Annotated in this window: 17 protein-coding genes; 5 read left to right on the top strand and 12 right to left on the bottom strand. The window is 72.4% G+C overall.

Features of this window, described 5'->3' with window-relative positions; genetic code table 11:
* Positions 1-51 precede the first annotated feature (51 nt).
* From ACWC97_RS27380 to ACWC97_RS27355, 6 genes are all read right to left on the bottom strand, one after another.
* Entirely contained in the window at positions 52-699 is a 648-nt protein-coding gene (locus ACWC97_RS27380; RefSeq protein WP_352277632.1) for a response regulator transcription factor, read from the bottom strand.
* A complete protein-coding gene (locus ACWC97_RS27375) occupies positions 684-1952 on the bottom strand; it encodes a sensor histidine kinase (protein WP_450652120.1) in 1269 nt (422 codons plus the stop codon). The genes ACWC97_RS27380 and ACWC97_RS27375 overlap by 16 nt, the downstream gene beginning before the upstream one ends.
* 140 nt (positions 1953-2092) lie before the next feature.
* On the bottom strand, positions 2093-2704 hold the full coding sequence (locus tag ACWC97_RS27370; RefSeq protein WP_352277630.1) for a winged helix-turn-helix domain-containing protein: 612 nt from the start codon (positions 2702-2704) through the stop codon (positions 2093-2095).
* Positions 2705-3102: 398 nt separating this feature from the next.
* Positions 3103-4137 carry a glutamine synthetase gene (gene glnII, locus ACWC97_RS27365; protein ID WP_352277628.1) on the bottom strand — a complete coding sequence of 345 codons (1035 nt, stop codon included), beginning with the start codon at positions 4135-4137 and terminating at the stop codon, positions 3103-3105.
* Between the two features lie 168 nt (positions 4138-4305).
* A complete protein-coding gene (locus tag ACWC97_RS27360; RefSeq protein ID WP_450652117.1) occupies positions 4306-5454 on the bottom strand; it encodes an ARPP-2 domain-containing protein in 1149 nt (382 codons plus the stop codon).
* On the bottom strand, positions 5451-6914 hold the full coding sequence (locus ACWC97_RS27355) for a hypothetical protein (RefSeq protein WP_385205051.1): 1464 nt from the start codon (positions 6912-6914) through the stop codon (positions 5451-5453). The genes ACWC97_RS27360 and ACWC97_RS27355 overlap by 4 nt, the downstream gene beginning before the upstream one ends.
* Before the next feature lie 260 nt (positions 6915-7174).
* On the opposite strand from ACWC97_RS27355, the gene ACWC97_RS27350 reads away from it, so the two are divergent.
* Positions 7175-8086 carry a Gfo/Idh/MocA family protein gene (locus ACWC97_RS27350; RefSeq protein WP_352277623.1) on the top strand — a complete coding sequence of 304 codons (912 nt, stop codon included), beginning with the start codon at positions 7175-7177 and terminating at the stop codon, positions 8084-8086.
* Positions 8087-8154: 68 nt separating this feature from the next.
* Here ACWC97_RS27350 and ACWC97_RS27345 read toward each other — a convergent pair whose 3' ends face one another.
* Complete coding sequence (locus tag ACWC97_RS27345; protein WP_450652263.1) at positions 8155-8643, bottom strand: MarR family transcriptional regulator; 489 nt, start codon at positions 8641-8643, stop codon at positions 8155-8157.
* Positions 8644-8730: 87 nt separating this feature from the next.
* Here ACWC97_RS27345 and ACWC97_RS27340 point away from each other — a divergent pair, with 87 nt between their 5' ends.
* Complete coding sequence (locus ACWC97_RS27340) at positions 8731-9585, top strand: alpha/beta fold hydrolase (protein ID WP_450652115.1); 855 nt, start codon at positions 8731-8733, stop codon at positions 9583-9585.
* An 18-nt stretch (positions 9586-9603) separates the two neighbouring features.
* Here ACWC97_RS27340 and ACWC97_RS27335 read toward each other — a convergent pair whose 3' ends face one another.
* The gene (locus ACWC97_RS27335) at positions 9604-9963 is read right to left on the bottom strand and encodes an arsenate reductase family protein (protein WP_450652114.1); all 360 of its coding nucleotides are present in this window, start codon (positions 9961-9963) and stop codon (positions 9604-9606) included.
* A gap of 130 nt (positions 9964-10093) precedes the next feature.
* Here ACWC97_RS27335 and ACWC97_RS27330 point away from each other — a divergent pair, with 130 nt between their 5' ends.
* Positions 10094-10363 carry a hypothetical protein gene (locus tag ACWC97_RS27330; RefSeq protein WP_352277618.1) on the top strand — a complete coding sequence of 90 codons (270 nt, stop codon included), beginning with the start codon at positions 10094-10096 and terminating at the stop codon, positions 10361-10363.
* 81 nt (positions 10364-10444) lie between these two features.
* Here the strand turns inward: ACWC97_RS27330 and ACWC97_RS27325 are convergent, their stop codons facing one another.
* Positions 10445-10879, bottom strand: coding sequence for a hypothetical protein (locus ACWC97_RS27325; protein ID WP_450652113.1), 435 nt, complete (start codon positions 10877-10879; stop codon positions 10445-10447).
* A gap of 143 nt (positions 10880-11022) precedes the next feature.
* Between ACWC97_RS27325 and ACWC97_RS27320 the strand changes: the two genes are divergently transcribed.
* Complete coding sequence (locus ACWC97_RS27320) at positions 11023-11508, top strand: hypothetical protein (protein ID WP_450652111.1); 486 nt, start codon at positions 11023-11025, stop codon at positions 11506-11508.
* A 22-nt stretch (positions 11509-11530) separates the two neighbouring features.
* On the opposite strand, the gene ACWC97_RS27315 is transcribed toward ACWC97_RS27320, so the two are convergent.
* The 3 genes from ACWC97_RS27315 to glnA all read right to left on the bottom strand — a co-directional run bounded on the left by ACWC97_RS27315 (position 11531) and on the right by glnA (position 16432).
* Entirely contained in the window at positions 11531-12895 is a 1365-nt protein-coding gene (locus tag ACWC97_RS27315) for a lipase family protein (RefSeq protein ID WP_450652109.1), read from the bottom strand.
* A 543-nt stretch (positions 12896-13438) separates the two neighbouring features.
* Complete coding sequence (locus ACWC97_RS27310) at positions 13439-14338, bottom strand: hypothetical protein (RefSeq protein WP_352277611.1); 900 nt, start codon at positions 14336-14338, stop codon at positions 13439-13441.
* Positions 14339-15022: 684 nt separating this feature from the next.
* Positions 15023-16432, bottom strand: a complete 1410-nt coding sequence (gene glnA, locus ACWC97_RS27305) for a type I glutamate--ammonia ligase (protein WP_352277609.1) — start codon at positions 16430-16432, stop codon at positions 15023-15025.
* A 243-nt stretch (positions 16433-16675) separates the two neighbouring features.
* Here glnA and ACWC97_RS27300 point away from each other — a divergent pair, with 243 nt between their 5' ends.
* Complete coding sequence (locus tag ACWC97_RS27300) at positions 16676-17143, top strand: RDD family protein (protein WP_352277608.1); 468 nt, start codon at positions 16676-16678, stop codon at positions 17141-17143.
* Positions 17144-17274 lie beyond the last annotated feature (131 nt).

Below are 17274 nucleotides of genomic sequence, written 5' to 3'. Positions count from 1 at the left end.
CACGGAGCCGTACCGGACGGCCCCGGGCGGCCGCCCCGGAGGTGTCCCCGCTCAGCCCCGGTCCAGATAGGCGAGGACCGCGAGGACGCGGCGGTTGTCGTCGTCGGAGGGCGGCAGGTCGAGCTTGGCGAAGATGTTGGAGGTGTGCTTGGCCACCGCCCGTTCGGTCACCACCAGTTGCGAGGCGATCGCCGTGTTGGAACGGCCCTGTGCCATCAGCTCCATGACTTCCAGTTCGCGCGGGGTGAGCCGGCTCATCGGCGCGTCGTTGGAGCGCCGGGTCAGCAGCTGGGAGATCACCTGCGGGTCCATCGCGGTGCCGCCCGCCGCGACCCGGCGCACCGCGTCCACGAACTGGCCGGCGTCGAAGACCCGGTCCTTGAGCAGATAGCCGATGCCCCCGTCGCCGTCCGCCAGCAGCTCGCGCGCGTACAACTGCTCCACGTGCTGCGAGAGCACCAGCACCGGCAGCCCCGGCTTCGCCCGCCGGGCCGCCAGCGCGCACTGGAGGCCCTCGTCCGTGTGCGACGGCGGCAGCCGTACGTCGACGATCGCGACGTCCGGCGCCGACTCGGCGAAGGCCCGGGTCAGTTCGGGCCCGGTCTCGACGGCGGCGGCGATCTCGAAGTCGTACGCCTCGAGGAGCCGGACCAGCCCGTCGCGGAGCAGGAAGAGGTCTTCCGCTAGGACAACTCGCAAGGAATCTCCATGGTCACCATGGTGGGGCCGCCGACCGGACTGCTGACGGCCATGACGCCGTCGAATGTACCGAGTCTGCGTTCGATTCCGCTCAGTCCCGAACCACCCCCGACCACCGCACCGCCCCGCCCGTTGTCGATCACGGTGATCCGCAGCGCGGAGTCGGTGTGGCGGATGTCGACCTGGACCCGGTCCGCCCCCGAGTGCTTGGCGGCGTTGGTCAGCGCCTCGCTCACCGCGAAGTACGCCGCCGACTCGACCGCCGCGTCCGCCCGCCCGGCCAGCTCCGCCCCGACCTCCGAGTCGAACGGCATCCGCAGCGCCAACGCCCGTACCGCGTCCCCCAGTCCGCGCTCGGCCAGGACCGGCGGATGGATGCCCCGGACCAGGTCGCGCAGCTCGGCCAGCGCCTCGGCGGACGACTCCCGGGCCATCGCCAGGACCTTCTTCGCCTGCTGCGGGTCCTTCTCGATCAGCGCCTCCACCGCCCCCAGGCTCATGCCCATCGCGACCAGCCGGGCCTGGGCGCCGTCGTGCAGATCGCGCTCGATGCGCCGCAGTTCGAGGGCGGCGGTGTCCACCGCCTCGTGCCGGGTCTCGGTCAGCCGGTCGATGCGCCGGGCCAGCTCCTCCTGCGGGGTGGGGGCCAGGACGGAGCGGGCGAGCAGGAAGTGCGCCCGCAGCAGCCGCTCGTTCACCAGCACCCCGACCCCGAACAGCGCCAGGCCGAGCCCGGCGGCGGCCAGCCCGGTCGCCTGGTCGGAGACCGGGACGAAGCCGTACCAGTAGCGGTCGTCGGTGAAGACCCGCCACAGCCCCGCCGCCAGGACGAAGCCCTCCAGCGGGTAGAGGACCAGCCCGGCGGCCAGCGTCGACACCAGATAGCCGGCCGTCGAGTCGACCAGCAGCCACCGCAGGTCCCGCCAGGTCGCCGGGTCCTTCAGCAGCAGCCCGGTCCGCCGCCCCTGGCCGAGGAGACCTTTGCGCAGGTCCTCGGGGAAGGGGCGGTACGGGATCGGGATGCGCACCCCGGCCCAGTCCGCCGCGAGGAGCCGCCGCCGGTTGGCGTGCCTGCGGACCAGTTCCAGCACACCGGGGGTGGTGAACAGCCCGACGCCCAGCGGGACGGCCGCGATCGACAGCGTCGCCCACACCAGCAGGGTCAGCGAGCCGACCAGCGCCGCCAGCGACAGCACGAACCCCCGCCAGGCGGCCCGTACCGAGCCGCGTATCCGTCGCCCTGCCGCTGCCATGCCGGTACGTCCCCCCTCGCCGGGCCCCGGTCCGGGCCCGCTCCGGGGGATAGTCTCACCCGGCGCGACGAGGGAAAGCAGCCGTCCCGCCACCCGGGAGGGGTGTACCCAGCACCACCCCCGGGCGGGGCGGGTGCGGGTCAGGGGATGTACTTGTAGCCGACCCGCCGCACCGTCTGGATCGAACGGCGGTGCTCGGGGCCCAGCTTGCGGCGGAGCCGGGCCACGTGGACGTCGACCGTGCGGCCGTCGCCGACGTGCCCGTAGCCCCAGACCGTGGTCACCAACTGGTCGCGGGTGTGCACCCGGTGCGGATGGGCGACGAGATGGGCGAGGAGCTCGAACTCCAGGTACGTGAGGTCCAGGGTGGTCCCGTCGACCGAGGCGGTGCGCTGGACGGCGTCGATCCGCACCGGCCCCGCCTCGGCGGCGGGCTCCGGCGCCGCCACCACGAACTGGGCGCCCGGGGCGGAGGCGGAGGGCTGCTGGTCGGCCGGTACGAGGACCAGGTAGCCGACCATCGGCGGCTGCCCCGGCAGTGCCGGAAGGGTGTGCTGGGGCGCGGGCAGCCAGGTGGCGCCCGGCGGCAGCAGGGCGGCCGCGTCGGCGAGCCGGCCGGCCTCCTCGGAGGTGACGGCCCGCAGCCGGTGACGGTTGGGCGGGAGGGGACGGGCCGAGGGTGCGGCCGCGACGGGGGACGGGGACGCCGGGGTGGCGGCGGCCGCGACGGAGAAGGTACGGGTGTTCGCCATGAGGGTCAGCTCTTTCGCGCGAAGGAGTCGTCGGTGGACGGACTTGCTTGCGCGCGGGCCGAAGGCCGGGATGAGGCGGCTTTAGAGGGCCTGCGCGTTCGACGCGCGACAACACACCCGGTCGAAGTCGTGGTGCTGACGGGACGGCCAGAACGGTTCGAGGTCGCTGCGACCCGTCGAGGTGTGCTGGAGGCTGGCCATGGCCCCATTGAACCAGACAACCGGACGGCGCAGCAGACCCCTTCCACCCGTCAAGACGCTCCCCCGGAGTTACCTTCCTCACCCCGCCCGCCCCGCCCCCACACCAACGCCCCGGACGGGCAAGGGGGTTGGCCGCCGGACGCGGAAGGGCGCCCACCCGGACGGATGGGCGCCCCACGGGCGGCGGCGGACCCGGGTCAGACCTGGCCGGCCTTCTCCAGCGCGGTGCAGCAGGTGTCGGTGATCAGCCGCGTGACGACGTACGGGTCGACGTTGGCGTTCGGGCGGCGGTCCTCGATGTACCCCTTGCGGTCCCGCTCGACCTGCCAGGGGATGCGGACCGAGGCGCCGCGGTCGGAGACGCCGTAGCTGTACTCGTTCCACGGGGCCGTCTCGTGCAGACCGGTCAGCCGGTCGTCGATGCCCGCACCGTAGTTCTTGACGTGGTCCAGCGGCTTCGAGCCCTCACCCAGCGACTCGCACGCCGTGATGATCGCGTCGTACCCCTCGCGCATCGAGCGGGTGGAGAAGTTGGTGTGCGCGCCCGCCCCGTTCCAGTCGCCCTTCACCGGCTTCGGGTCCAGGGTCGCCGACACGTCGAACTCCTCGGCGGTGCGGTACAGCAGCCAGCGGGCCACCCAGAGCTGGTCCGAGACGTCCAGCGGGGCGAGCGGGCCGACCTGGAACTCCCACTGGCCGGGCATGACCTCGGCGTTGATGCCGGAGATGCCGAGCCCCGCGCGCAGGCAGTTGTCGAGGTGCTTCTCCACGATCTCCCGGCCGAAGATCTCGTCCGAGCCGACCCCGCAGTAGTAGCCGCCCTGCGCGGCCGGGAAGCCGCCCTCGGGGAAGCCGAGCGGGCGGTGGCCGGCGAAGAAGGTGTACTCCTGCTCGATGCCGAAGACCGGCTCCTGACCGGCGAACCGCTCGGCCACCTCGCTCAGCGCGGCCCGGGTGTTGGAGGCGTGCGGCGTCATGTCGATGTTCAGCACCTCGCACAGGACGAGGATGTCGTCGCCGCCCCGGATCGGGTCCGGGCAGCTGAACACCGGCTTCAGCACCAGGTCGGAGGCGTGCCCCTCGGCCTGGTTGGTGCTGGAGCCGTCGAAGCCCCACAGCGGCAGCCCGGCCGCCTCCGGCACGGCGTCCCCGGTGAGTATCTTCGTCTTGGAGCGGAGCTTGGCGGTCGGCTCGGTGCCGTCGATCCAGATGTACTCGGCCTTGAACGTCACGGAAGCCATCCTTTGCGGTGCTGCGGTCCTGCGGGCCCGGTCTCTGCTCCGCAGCTTCGCAAGCCGCGATTTCCCGTCCGTTGCCCGCATGTGAACCCCGTGTTACCGAGGTTTCCGCCCCGTTTCGCCTGGGTTTCCACCCCGCGCCACCAGGGCTTCACCCTCGTCTCACGGCTTGTCCCGCTTCGGGAACGACCGCCCCCGGTCCCTCAGCAGCGACTCGAAACCCGCCGACCGGATACGGCGCACCACCTCCTCCTCGGTGGTGCCCAGCGCCTCGGCCGCCCCCGCGATCCGCCAGTCGGCCGCCGCCAGCCGGTGCAGCAGGTGGCCGCGCCTGATCTGCGCCTCCGACAGCCGGAACGTCTTCAGATACGCCACCCGGCCCCTGTGGTCGGTGATCGTCTCCCCGATGTGCTGCCCCGGCCCGCCCGGCCGGAACGGCGGCAGGAACCGCCAGAGCGTGAACGACCCCATCCGGTACACCCGGTCGAAGGCGTACGACGAGTCCAGCAGCTCGCCCGCGAACAGCGTGTCGTGCGCCTCGGCCCACTCCCGCACCTGTTCCCGCGCCGCCGCCCGCAGCCCGGCGAGCGAGCCGGGCCCGGGACCGTCCGGGATCCGTGCCGCGAACTCCGGCACCGGGGCGCCGTACAGCGCGTACTGGTGGATCAGCTCGCCGTACAGGTCCTCCACCAGCGAGGGGTGCAGCAACCGGTAGTCCTCCGGGTGCGGTACGACGAAGGCGGCGGCCAGCGCGTCGGCCGCGTACACCATCAGCCCGCACTGGCCCGGGTGGATCTCGAAGACCCGCAGCGCGTCCCCGAGCCCGCGCACCGACCGGCCCAGGTAGGCGGCCTCGGCACGCGGCGACAGCCCGTCCCGCAGCGCCTGGCGCGACCACTCCTCCCAGGCGGTGGCGGGCCCGCCGAAGTGCAGCGAGAGATAGCCCTCCAGGGCGAGGTGGAGCGGCAGGAAACGCAGCCGGTCGCCCGGCTTCCGCCTGGCCATCCGATGGTGGTGACGCTGGAGCCGGGCCGTCCGGGGCGGTCGCCCGTCCGCCCCGCCGAGCTGCGTCCCGTACGCGGCGGACCGCTCGCCGCCGCCCGACCAGTCGGCCACGAAACCGTGCGGGATCACCGAGGTGTAGCGGGCACGCGGCCCGAGGTCCACCACGCCGGGGCCGTGCTCCGCGTACAGCTCCTCGTGCAGGCGCAGTCCCTCCACCGGGGCCTCCCGCACCAGCGGCACCAGCCGGATGCCGCCCCACACCTGCGAGGGCCGGGCGGTCAGCCCGGTCAGTTCGAGCCGGTTCACGCCGTCGCCCCCGTCTCCCCGTCGTGCACGAACCGGGCCACCTGCCGGTCCAGGTACGCGTGGAGCGCAGCCGCCCCGGTACGTCCCTCGGCGAACCCGGCCAGCTCCACCAGCGCCGGGAGGTCCTCCGCGTCCCGGATGCCCGCCGTGGGCACCTCCGGCGCCAGCCGCCGCACGTCGAACCCGTCCGCGTCGTACACCGGGTTCAGATGCACCACCGCCGTGCGCCGGTCCGGATCGAGCCGGGTGCGCCAGACCCGCAGCACCTCGCCCGCCAGCCCCGGCGGCGCGTTGTCCCAGCCGTCCGAGACGACGACCAGCCGGTCCGGGCCCAGCTCCAGGGCGTCCAGCACCCGCATCCCGAGCGGCGTCGGCCCCCATGGCCGGACCAGCAGCGGATCGGTGCGCCCCGAGGTCCACAGCCCGGCGCACGCCCCCGGCGCGGCCAACTGCTCCAGCAGGAAGGAGCAGGCCAGCGCCACGGCGAGCGGACGCCGCCGCTTCTCGCCCGAACCGGACGCGGAGTAGCTGTCGTCCAGCACGGCCGCGACCCGGCCCCAGCTCCCGGCGTGCGGGCCCGCCGCCCGCCGGGCCGCCGCCCGCAGCGCACCGGTCAGCTCCGCACGGCGCGCCAGCCGGTCCTCGGTGCCGAGCGACAGGACGTACAGGGCGAGCCGGGTCAGCGGCATCGCGGCCAGGTCCACGGACACGTCCGCGCCCCCCGGCCCGGCCGTCCGCCGCTCCAGGGTCCGCAGCCGCTCCAGCCGGGTCATCCGGGGCGCCGCCAGCTCCAGGAGGTCCGCGCGCTCCGTCCCGCGCCGGGCGGCGAAGCCCTCGGCCACGGTGAACGGCAGCTCCGCGAGGGCCCCCTGCTCGTAGTGGGCGCGCCGCCAGGCGTCCAGCAGCCGGTGCTCGTAACGTGCCCGGCGCCCCGGCCGGAACAGGAAGTCGCCCAGCTCGCCGTCCCCGCCGAGCCCGAGGTGGGCATGGCGGGCGGTGGCCTTCACCCCGGCGCGGTACTTCACCGCGTCGTGCGCCGGATCGGGCCGGGCGGCCAGCCAGTCCCGCATGATCGCGCGGGTCCGCCGGTTGTTCACCCCGGCCGAGCGCACCGCGCGGAACAGCCGGTACACCCGCTGCGGCGGCAGCTTCGCCAGCCGGGCGGCGATCAGCCGGCCCTCGGCGCGCCGCTCCTCGGGGCTCGCGTCGGCGGCGTGCTCCAGCAGGCCGAGGACGATGCGCGCGGCGTTGTGGTCGTTGATGTCGAGGGCGAGCGCGGCGGCGTACACCCGGCGGTAGTTGACCCGGACGTACTCGTGGAGGAAGTCCAGCGAGAGCCGCTGCTGGTCCGCGGTCGAGCGGAACTCGCGCTGGCCGGTCGCGGTGATGGCGGCGTTGACGAAGAGGAGGACGTCCTCGGCCGCGACGCGACCCGGGTCGGCCCCGGTGCCGGTGTCCATCGTCTGTGGTCCCCCGTGGTGATGTCGCGCGCCCCGGTCCCGGAGCGGGGTGCCGGCCGGGGAATGGGGGCGCGAACAGCGAAATCACTGCTTCAAAGGCATGTCCCGGAAGTCGCGCCGGAGTCCCGCGGCCGGCCCCGCCAACGTAACCACCGCCACCGCCCGGCGCCAAACGGATAAGGAAGCCGCCCGGCCCCGCCCGGGGACGCGGACCGGCCGCAAATACGGGAACGGACCGGCGCAACCGGCAGACTTGCCCCATGACGACACTTCCCGCGACCCCCCTGCGCATCGGCCTGGTCGGCACCGGACCCTGGGCCCGCAACACCCAGGCACCCGCCCTCGCCGCCCACCCCGGCGCCGTCCTGAGCGGTGTCTGGGGCCGCCGTCCCGAGGCCGCGCGGGAGCTGGCCGACGCGCACGGCGCCCCGGCGTACACCGGTGACGCGGGCATCGACGAGCTGTTCGCCGCCAGTGACGCCGTGGCGTTCGCCCTGCCGCCGGACGTCCAGGCCCCGCTCGCCGCCCGCGCCGCCGCCACCGGCCGCCATCTGCTGCTGGACAAGCCGGTCGCGACCGGTGCCGCGGGCGCCCGGGAGGTGGTCCGGGCCGTCGAGGGGACCGGGGTCGCCTCCATCGTCTTCTGCACCCTCAGGTTCGCCGTCGACACCGCCGCCTGGATCGACGAACAGGCCGCCGCGGACGGCTGGTTCACCGCCCGCGCCGAATGGATCGGCTCCCTCTTCGCGCCCGGCTCGACCAGCGAGTACGCCGCCTCGCCGTGGCGTCAGGAGAAGGGCGGGCTGTGGGACGTCGGCCCGCACGTGCTGTCGGTGCTGATCCCGGTGCTGGGTGACGTGACCCGGCTGACCGCGGCCGCCGGCCCGTCCGGCACCACCCACCTGGTGCTCCGCCACACCTCCGGCGCCTCCAGCACGGTGACGCTCTCCCTGGGCGCCCCGCAGGCCGCGGCCGGTACGGAGATCGAGCTGCGCGGCGAGCAGGGCCGGGTCGTGCTGCCCCGCTGGGGCGACGCGGTCGGCTCGTTCCGCTCGGCGGTCGACGCGCTGATCCACTCGGCGCGGACCGGCGAACCGCACCCCTGCGACGTACGGTTCGGCCTGCGCCTGACGGAGCTGCTGGCCGAGGCGGAGGCGCAGCTGGCCCGTTAGGCCGCGTACGGCGGGGCGGGGCGGAGCTCGGGCCGTGGGGCCCGGACGGTGCGGCGGCGGGGGCGGGCTCAGGCCGTGGGGCCGGACGGTGGCGGAGGCGGTGGCGGAGGCGAAGGTGTGGCGACCGCCCGGTGCGCGGCCTCCAGGAAGCGCCGGACGGCCGCCGTCCCGTCCCCGTCGAGACCGCGCAGCACGCTCGTGGTGTCCTCGATCAGCGGACCGAAGAACGCCCGCCCCAGCTCCCTCGCCCGGGGCGTCACACTCAGCAGCACCCGCCGCCGGTCCCGGTCGTCGCGCACCCGGGCGACATGCCCCAGCCGCTCCAGCCGGCCGATGAGCGAGGTGGTGCCCGCGGAGTTCAGCCCGAGCTGCGAACCGAGCCACCCGGCGGTGGCCGACGTACCGGCCCGCTCCGCGTCCAGCAAGCAGATCAGCGCCCGGACATCGGTGCTGTGCATTCCGTGCAGACTCGCGAACTCGGCCTGCCGGAGCCCGAATTCGACGGTCACCCTGCGCAGCAGATGGACCAGCTCCAGCTCGGGACCCTCGTCGCCCACCACGGCACACCTCCTGGTCGTCCACCGATATTATCTCGCTCAGCGAGATAATATCGGTGGACGGCACCCGACCGCGGAGGCACACCCATGACCGTCAGCACGTCCTTCCGTACGGCCTACGACGACGTCCTGGCCACCGCGTGGCCCGCCGCGACGACCCCCTCGGACCTTCCCACCCCGTACGGCACCACCCGGGTCAACAGCCACGGCCCCGAGGACGCCCCGCCCCTGGTGCTGCTGGCGGGCGGCGGCGCCACCTCCACCGTCTGGTACGCGCAGGCCGCCCACCTGGGCCGGACCCACCGGGTGCACGCCGTCGACCTCGTGGGCGAACCGGGCCGCAGTGTCTCGGGGCGGCGACCGGTCCGCACCGCGGACGACCTGACGGCCTGGCTCGACGCCGTGCTGGACGGGCTGGCCGCCGACCGCGCCGACCTGTGCGGGCATTCGTACGGCGCCTGGATCGCCCTCCAGTACGCGCTGCACGCACCCCGGCGCGTCCGGAGGCTGCTCCTCCTCGACCCCACCCAGTGCTTCGCCGGGTTCCGCCCCGGCTATCTGCTGCGTGCCCTGCCGATGCTGCTGCGCCCCGACGCGCGGCGGATCCGCGCCTTCCTCGCGTGGGAGACGGGCGGTGCGGCGCTGGACCCGACGTGGCTGAGGCTGCGCTGCGAGGCGGCCGGTTTCCCCTCCGCCCGCCCCGTCACCGGCCGCCGACCCGGCGCCGAGGCCCTGCGCGGCCTCGACGTGCCGACCCTGATCCTGCTGGCGGGGGAGAGCCGGGTGCACGACCCGGCCCGCGTCGCCGCCCGGGCGGCCCGGCTGCTGCCGCACGCCAGGACGGCGACGATCCCCGGGGCGACCCACCACACCCTGCCGCTGCACGGGCCGGGGGCCGTCGAAGTGAACCGCAGGGCGGCGGACTTCCTGGCCGCCGACTGACGCTCCGCCCCCGCGGCCTCAGCGGCCCAGGGCGTCCCGTACCGCCTCGTCCGTCCGCGCCACCACGGCGCTGCCGTCGTCCGCGGTGATGATCGGGCGCTGGATGAGCTTCGGGTGTCCGGCCAGCGCCGCGATCCAGCGCTCGCGCGAACCGGGCTCGCGCGGCCATTCCTTGAGTCCCAGCTCCTTCGCGTCGGCCTCCTGGGTCCGGGCGATGTCCCACGGCTCCAGGCCGAGCCGGTCGAGCACGGCCCGGATCTCGTCCGGCGAGGGCACGTCCTCCAGGTAGCGGCGGACGGTGTACTGGGCCCCCTCCTCGTCGAGCAGCCGCACCGCGCTGCGGCACTTGGAACAGGCGGGATTGATCCAGATCTCCATGGGGCCAACGGTACGCGAGGGATCCGGCGAACACCCTCGAAAGCCCGTCTGGCCAGGGCCGATTGTCAGTGCCGGGCAGTAAAATGGAGGCAGTTCGTGAGGGTTCCACGACCGTGCCAGGAGGTTGTTCATGGCCGTTGCCGCAGTCACGACCAAGCCGCTCCACCAGCCCTTGACCAAGAAGCCGCTGCCCGCGGGCCGACCCCGCGAGTGGTACGTCACGCACAACCGCCGCCTGAAGGCCATGCGGCTCGCGATAGCCCTGCTCGACGCCGGGGTCTACTACCCGTCGACGGCGACCAACGTGAAGATACGCGCCACCGCCGAGCGCGCCGGCATCCACCCGCCGTCCGACACGACCTGCCGCATGGTGCGCGCACTGATCCGCTACGGCCGCTGACGGCCGCGTCCGCGCCCCCGTGCCCTCGTACGCGGGGGCGCGGACGTGCCCGGCCCATGTCCTGCCCGTGCCCGGCCCCGTTCAGAAGCCGTCGCAGCTCGCCGTGGCGAAGGCGCCGGACGCCGTGGCCGTACGGACCGGGCCGCCGTCCACCCGTACGGTGCAGGACGCCTCGCCGCCCGACGCGCCGAGGGTGACGGTGAAGGCGCCGCCGCTCATGAAACCCCTGGTCCGGGTGGTCCCGGCCCAGGGCAGCGCGGGCAGCCTCAGCCGCGCGGCGGCGACCGCGTCCCCCTGCCAGGACGGGTAGGTGACGGTGACGTCCTCGGCGGTCCCGGTGACCCGGTAGGTGACCAGGCGCGGCCGCGTCCCGTCCCGCGACAGCGCGGCGGCGGTCAGCGCGACGGCGGCGGCGCCCCCGGCGGTCAGCACGAGCACCACGACCAGCAGCACCCAGGGCCACCGCCGCCGGGACCGCACCGCCGCGGAGCCACCGTCCGCCAGGCCGTCGTCCATGCACCCAGCCTCGCCCGCCGCCCGCCGTCCCGCGCGCCGGGCCGCCCCACCGCCACCCGACCGGCAGACACGGCGGTGCGCCGCGCCCCGCCACCCCGTTCACTGGACGGGGCACCCCGAGGAGAGCGACCGTTGGAGGCACGATGACCGCGAAGACCACCCGAGGACTGTGCGCCGCACTGCTGGCGACGACCCTCGCCGCGACGGCCGCCGCCTGCAACGACAGCGGCACCGGCGCCTCCGGCACCGCGTCCAGAGCCGCGTCCGCCGCGGCGTCCGCGGCCTCCCGGGGCGCCGACGTGGCGGCCTCCGCGACGGCCGCCGCGGGCGAGAAGCTGAAGAACTTCAAGAACGGCGTCGACGCCACTCCCGACGTGAAGCTGTCCACCCCGGACACCGCCGCCGACGGCCGCACCACCGCCGAGGTCACCGTCGACAACAGCACCGACGCCACGAAGTCCTACGCGGTCCAGGTCAACTTCCGCGACCCGAAGGGCAAACTGCTCGACGTCGTGGTGGTGACCGTCGACGACGTGGCCTCCCACACCACCAAGAAGGCCACGGCCCGCAGCAACCGCAAGCTCTCCGGCGGAGTGAAGGCCGAGGTGGGAACGGCCCTGCGGCACTGACCGCCCCCGGACGGACCCGGGATCAGGGCTGGACCGGCATCGACCAGCAGTTGGAGGTGGCCGGCTTCCCGGCGAGGCGGTCGGTCAGCCAGGAGACGGCGCTGCCCTGGTCGGTGATGAGCGGCGCGAGGTGGTTGGTGAGGATCTTGTCGCCGAGGTTGGGCAGCACGACGGCGTCGTAAGTGACGTTGCCGCCCTTGCCGCACCAGTCGACGGCGAGCTTCCGTGCCTGGCCGTGGGGGACGATGTCGTCCTGGACACCAGTGGCGAGCCGGACCGGACCGGCCGGCTTGAGCGTGCCGATCCGCTGCTTGTCCAGAGCCGCCTGCGCCCGGGGATCGCGGGCGATGACCTCCCCGAGGGACGCGCCGCTGTTGGTCCACTTGTTGCTCTTGGTGAAGCCGTAGCCGAGGATCGCGTCACCGACGCACATCGTCGAGGCGTCGGCCAGGGCGGCCCGCCCGGCGGCGTTGACGTTCGCGTCCACGACCGCCCGCAGATCGGGGTCGGACTGGGCGAAACCGTTGATCGACCAGGCCAGCGCACCGGCGAGCGCACTGCCGTCGATGCCCTTCATGACCGCGGTCAGATCCGCCGGGGGAGCGCCGGAGTAGGTGCCGGAGAGCGGGACGTCGGGCGCGTAGGACTGCTGGAGTTCGGCGGCCGCGGCACTGGCGCCGCCGCCTTGGCTGTACCCGTACAGCCCGGTCCGCGAGGCCGCGGTGACCGACGCGCCGGGCACGGCACGGGCGGCGCGGGCCGCGTCCAGCAGGGCGTGCGCCTCGTCGACGCGGTTGACGTAGGTGTGCAGGCGGTCGGTGGCGCCGAGGCCGACGTAGTCGGTCACGACGACCGCGGCCCCCTTCGCCAGCAGCCGGTAGACCGCCAGGGCCTCGTACCCCACGGACAGGGTGTCGCCGGTGAGGGTGAGCGGGTGCTGCAGGGCGAACGACGGCGCGCACTGGTCGCCCTGGCCCATGGTCCCCGAGGCCAGCGCGACCAGCGGCCGCGGCCCGCCGCCCTTCCAGGCGGCCGAGGGCTCGATGTACGCACCGGTCACGGCGACGGGCTCCCCGTTGGAGTCGGTGGACCGGTACATCAGCCGGGTCGCGGTCCCCGGCATCGGCCGCCCGTCCAGCCCGGGAATGGACAACCCGAGCGGCATGGCCTCCGTGCGGACCAACGCCCCATTCTCCGCCGGGAGTTCGGCGGGCGGCGTATAGAACGCGGGAATGGCCACCCCGCGCGAGACAACGGGCTCCGCCGCGCTGGCCGAGGCCGGCGCGGCCAGGACCCCGGCACACACGGCCCCCGCGACGGCGGCACAGGCCACCAGACGCGAGGCCGGGGCGGGGATGGAACGAGAACGGGTCTTCACGCGGCTCATGACGGGCTCCTCGTTCGTCGTGGGGAGGACCGCGCCGGGGCGGCACACCAGGGGGCGCCCGGGGAACGACACGGTTACTCGCTGGTACTTACTTGAGAGTAAGTCCCTGTGCGGGCACGGGACAAGACGTCTGCGGCCGCGAGCGCACCGGCGAACGCGCGGGGCCCCCGGTCACGGGGGGCGATCCTTACGCGGAACAACTGGCCTGGAAGTCGAAGCGAGGTGCGGATCCGCTGCGACCCGTGCTTTCCAGAGGTTGCGCCTGCCGGTGCGCAATCGGTGCACGCGATGGAACTCTTGGCGGATCGGGTGTGGGGCATCACCCTTCCGCCGCTTCGGCGGGCGGTTGTTCGTCCCGCTGGCTCGGCTCTCCCGCTGGGTGCAACGAGGAGGCGAGGATCCGGCAGACCTCCCCTCGTTGCCTTTGGTTGCATCCCTCCAGGAGCCGTTCCAGTCGGCGAAGCACTGCCACGTCCCGCGCATAGCGTGCGACGGCTCCCAGGGCCATGCACACCGGCGCGGCGAGCGCCATTCCGATCCAGGTCATGACTCGTAGCGCTTCCTGATGGATTCCGCGATGTCCTTCACGTGGTGGCCGTACTGACACGATGCGTGGCGATTCAGGATCACTGTGCGATTACCGAGATGTGCCGAGTGCCTTGAGGTCAGCTCGATCACATTTGCCCGGGGAATCTCGTCGGCGAAGCCGTGGGCCAAGAGGACCGCGCAGAGTGCCTCCACGGTGTCACCGCAGCACCACTCGATCACAAGATCGCCGAGGTGATGCGTGTAGCAGTTGGCGAACCCGTGGGGCTCCGCAGTCCTATTGACCAAGTCCGGGCGACGCAGGATTCGACTCAGCAGCAAATCGCGTACCCACAAGTCTTCTATCCCTCGTGAGTCTGCCCACTCTGCGGCCTCCTGCTTCTCGTCGCGAGAGAGGCCGTCGGGAACCCGTCTCCACAGGAGCCTCTCACCATCGCGTGCGGAAGGCAGACGAATGGGAAATCCGTCCGCACGCGCCACGGTGACGTGAGCCGAGCCGGTCGCGACATGCAGGTTCAACTCCCTTTCATTGCCCCGAACGCGCAGGCCGGCGACCCCGCGCACACCGCCGTAGAAGCGATCGAACCGAGGGAGGAGTTCGCGGAGAACTTCGTCCGCCATGTCGGAGTCAAGGATCAGCTTCACGCTCTGACCCGCGGGCTCTGCCGCTCGCACACCAAGAAGAGCACCATTGAGCTGATGATCCTTGAAGCTGCTGGCCAGTACGTGGGCCATATGCGCTTCCAGGCGACGTTGGTGCGGATTGGGGGAATCCACGACCGAGGGCCCGGGATAGACGTGGACCTGCTTCGCCAGTCTTGAAGCAGTCGCCCGTTTGAGCGATGTCTGGCGGACGATCCGCTTCGCCAGGCCACTGGCATTGCGCGACTTGGACATACCTCGCCCCTTCCGCTTGCCGCCCGGCGACGACAGGAGAGACAGGTCGAATGTCCTGATGCGTACTGACTGCCAACTGCGGGTGACTCTCAAGAGCCCACTGCTCGCTCCGGCGCCGGGACCGGATGTAGCGAGACGCACTGCCGCAGCAGCGCTACGCACACGGTACACCAGCGTTTTGTGCACGGGGCGTTCACGGACGAACAGCGAGTACCGGACATGGTCGGCGCGCGATGGTGCCTGATGTGGTGGGCGGACTCGGTGCAGTCGTCGCAACGCCCGCGCCGGAATGGCTGAGACGGCAGGACGCCGTGGCAGTACCCGCACAGTTCGCGAGCCACCTCGGCAGGTCGTCATACCTGGTCGCGAGCAGTCGGCAAAGGCTGCGTCAGTTGTCGGCGGCAACTATTTCTGCGGGACGTTAGCCCCGCACCTTGCTTGGAGGCTGAGAAGCCATCCGAATGGACGCCGGGTGCTCCAAATGAAGCGAGTGAGGGTCGCAGCCTCCTTCACGGAGACGGCAACCCTCACTCGCGTATCTGATCTATGGGTCGGAAGCTGAAGCATCCGGCGCACACCCGGCATGCGGAGGAACGGAAGGCAACAGTGATCACTGCCGAGCAGAGCTTCCGCGAGGCACCACAGGTTTTAGCGCCTCAGGCCCAGCTCACCCGACCCCGCGGTTTAGAGGTCGAAGTACAGCTCGAACTCGTGCGGGTGCGGACGGAGCTGGATCGGGGCGATCTCGTTGGTGCGCTTGTAGTCGATCCAGGTCTCGATCAGGTCGGAGGTGAAGACACCGCCGGCCTGGAGGTACTCGTTGTCCGCCTCCAGCGCTTCCAGGACGGCCGGGAGGGAGGTCGGGACCTGCTGGACGTTGGCGTGCTCCTCGGGAGCCAGCTCGTAGAGGTCCTTGTCGATCGGCTCGGCGGGCTCGATCTTGTTCTTGATGCCGTCCAGGCCGGCCATCAGCAGCGCCGAGAAGGCCAGGTACGGGTTGGACGACGGGTCCGGGGCGCGGAACTCGACGCGCTTGGCCTTCGGGTTCGCACCGGTGATCGGGATGCGCATCGCGGCCGAGCGGTTGCGCTGCGAGTACACCATGTTGACCGGGGCCTCGAAGCCCGGGACCAGGCGGTGGTAGGAGTTCACCGTCGGGTTGGTGAAGGCCAGCAGCGACGGGGCGTGCTGGAGGATGCCGCCGATGTAGTGGCGGGCGGTGTCCGAGAGGCCCGCGTAGCCCTGCTCGTCGTAGAAGAGCGGGGTGCCGCCGGCCCACAGGGACTGGTGGACGTGCATGCCCGAGCCGTTGTCGCCGAAGATCGGCTTCGGCATGAAGGTCGCGGTCTTGCCGTTGCGCCAGGCGACGTTCTTCACGATGTACTTGAAGAGCATCAGGTCGTCGGCCGCGGCGAGCAGCGTGTTGAACTTGTAGTTGATCTCGGCCTGGCCGGCGGTGCCGACCTCGTGGTGCTGGCGCTCGATCTGGAGGCCGCTGCGCTCCAGCTCCAGGGACATCTCGGCGCGCAGGTCGGCGAAGTGGTCGACCGGCGGGACCGGGAAGTAGCCGCCCTTGTAGCGGACCTTGTAGCCGCGGTTGTTCTCGACCGCACCGGTGTTCCAGGCGCCCGCCTCGGAGTCGATGTGGTAGAAACTCTCGTTCGCCGACGTCTGGAAGCGGACGTTGTCGAAGACGTAGAACTCGGCCTCGGGGCCGAAGTACGCGGTGTCGGCGATGCCGGTGGAGGCGAGGTACGCCTCGGCCTTCTTCGCCACGTTGCGCGGGTCACGGCTGTACTGCTCGCCGGTGATCGGGTCGTGGATGAAGAAGTTGATGTTGAGGGTCTTGTCCCGGCGGAAGGGGTCGAGCCGGGCGGTCGACAGGTCCGCGCGCAGCGACATGTCGGACTCGTGGATGGCCTGGAAGCCGCGGATCGACGAGCCGTCGAAGGCCAGCTCCTCGGTCGGGTCGAAGGTCGGAGCCGGAACCGTGACGTGCTGCATCACACCGGGCAGGTCGCAGAACCGGACATCGATGAACTTGACGTCGTTGTCGGCGATGTATTTCTTCGCGTCCTCGGCGTTCTGGAACATCCAACTCCTCCTACTCCCGGCCCGGGCGGGACGGGGTTGCGGCTCGTGGTGCGGCCAGTGCGCCTGCACACGCTGGACCTGACCATAGGCAGGCCGGATTTCTCAAGCATGACCCATTTGTTTCGCAGAAGTTAACCGGGGCGGGTGTGACCGGCGCCTCGCGGGCCGCTACGCACCCGGCGGCGGGCCCGGTAGCGGCACCCGCCGGGCCGGGCGGAGGGGCGGGCGCAGTACCGTGTTCGGGTGGACAACAGGCAAGCAATCGGATCGTGGCTCTCGGGCCCGCGCGCGGCCGCCGAGGAGATGGGGGCCGACTTCGGCTACCGGGGCAAGCGGCTCGGCCTGCCCGAGCACGGCCCGGGGTCCATGGCCCCCCTCGGCCGCCGGTTCGGCGCGATCTTCATCGACTGGGCGCTCTGCCTGCTGATCGCATACGGGCTGTTCGCTCGCGGTGACCAGCAGGCGGCCGGAAACTGGGCGCTGGGCATCTTCTTCGTACTGAGCGTGCTCACCGTCGGCACCATCGGCTGCACCCCGGGCAAGCGCGTCCTGGGCATCCGGGTCGTCGCCGAGAACCGCGACCGGCTGACGTTCGGGCGCGCGGTCGTCCGGAGCGTGCTGGTCTGCCTGGTGATCCCGGCCCTGGTCTGGGACCGCGACGGCCGCGGCCTGCACGACCGGCTGTCCCGCTCGGTACAGGTCCGGAGCTAGGAAGCCCCGTACGGGTCCGGAGCTGGAGGACGTACGGGTCTGGAGCTAGGAAGCACGCGTCCGGAGCCGACGCGAGCATCCCGTGAACGGCGAAGAGGCGGGTGGTTGGACCGGATCCGGTTAAAAAGATG

The sequence above is a fragment of the Streptomyces sp. NPDC001108 genome (assembly GCF_053598535.1).
This window is presented reverse-complemented; position numbering and strand designations above follow the sequence as displayed.

What these genes read in the sequence shown, in the direction of transcription:
- ACWC97_RS27335 (WP_450652114.1), bottom strand. Translation starts at nt 9,963, where the DNA reads ATGGAGATCTGGATCAATCCCGCCTGTTCCAAGTGCCGCAGCGCGGTG.
- ACWC97_RS27375 (WP_450652120.1), bottom strand. Translation starts at nt 1,952, where the DNA reads ATGGCAGCGGCAGGGCGACGGATACGCGGCTCGGTACGGGCCGCCTGG.
- ACWC97_RS27370 (WP_352277630.1), bottom strand. Translation starts at nt 2,704, where the DNA reads ATGGCGAACACCCGTACCTTCTCCGTCGCGGCCGCCGCCACCCCGGCG.
- ACWC97_RS27320 (WP_450652111.1), top strand. Translation starts at nt 11,023, where the DNA reads ATGACCGCGAAGACCACCCGAGGACTGTGCGCCGCACTGCTGGCGACG.
- ACWC97_RS27350 (WP_352277623.1), top strand. Translation starts at nt 7,175, where the DNA reads ATGACGACACTTCCCGCGACCCCCCTGCGCATCGGCCTGGTCGGCACC.
- glnA (WP_352277609.1), bottom strand. Translation starts at nt 16,432, where the DNA reads ATGTTCCAGAACGCCGAGGACGCGAAGAAATACATCGCCGACAACGAC.
- ACWC97_RS27355 (WP_385205051.1), bottom strand. Translation starts at nt 6,914, where the DNA reads ATGGACACCGGCACCGGGGCCGACCCGGGTCGCGTCGCGGCCGAGGAC.
- ACWC97_RS27325 (WP_450652113.1), bottom strand. Translation starts at nt 10,879, where the DNA reads ATGGACGACGGCCTGGCGGACGGTGGCTCCGCGGCGGTGCGGTCCCGG.
- ACWC97_RS27340 (WP_450652115.1), top strand. Translation starts at nt 8,731, where the DNA reads ATGACCGTCAGCACGTCCTTCCGTACGGCCTACGACGACGTCCTGGCC.
- ACWC97_RS27315 (WP_450652109.1), bottom strand. Translation starts at nt 12,895, where the DNA reads ATGAGCCGCGTGAAGACCCGTTCTCGTTCCATCCCCGCCCCGGCCTCG.
- ACWC97_RS27310 (WP_352277611.1), bottom strand. Translation starts at nt 14,338, where the DNA reads ATGTCCAAGTCGCGCAATGCCAGTGGCCTGGCGAAGCGGATCGTCCGC.
- ACWC97_RS27330 (WP_352277618.1), top strand. Translation starts at nt 10,094, where the DNA reads ATGGCCGTTGCCGCAGTCACGACCAAGCCGCTCCACCAGCCCTTGACC.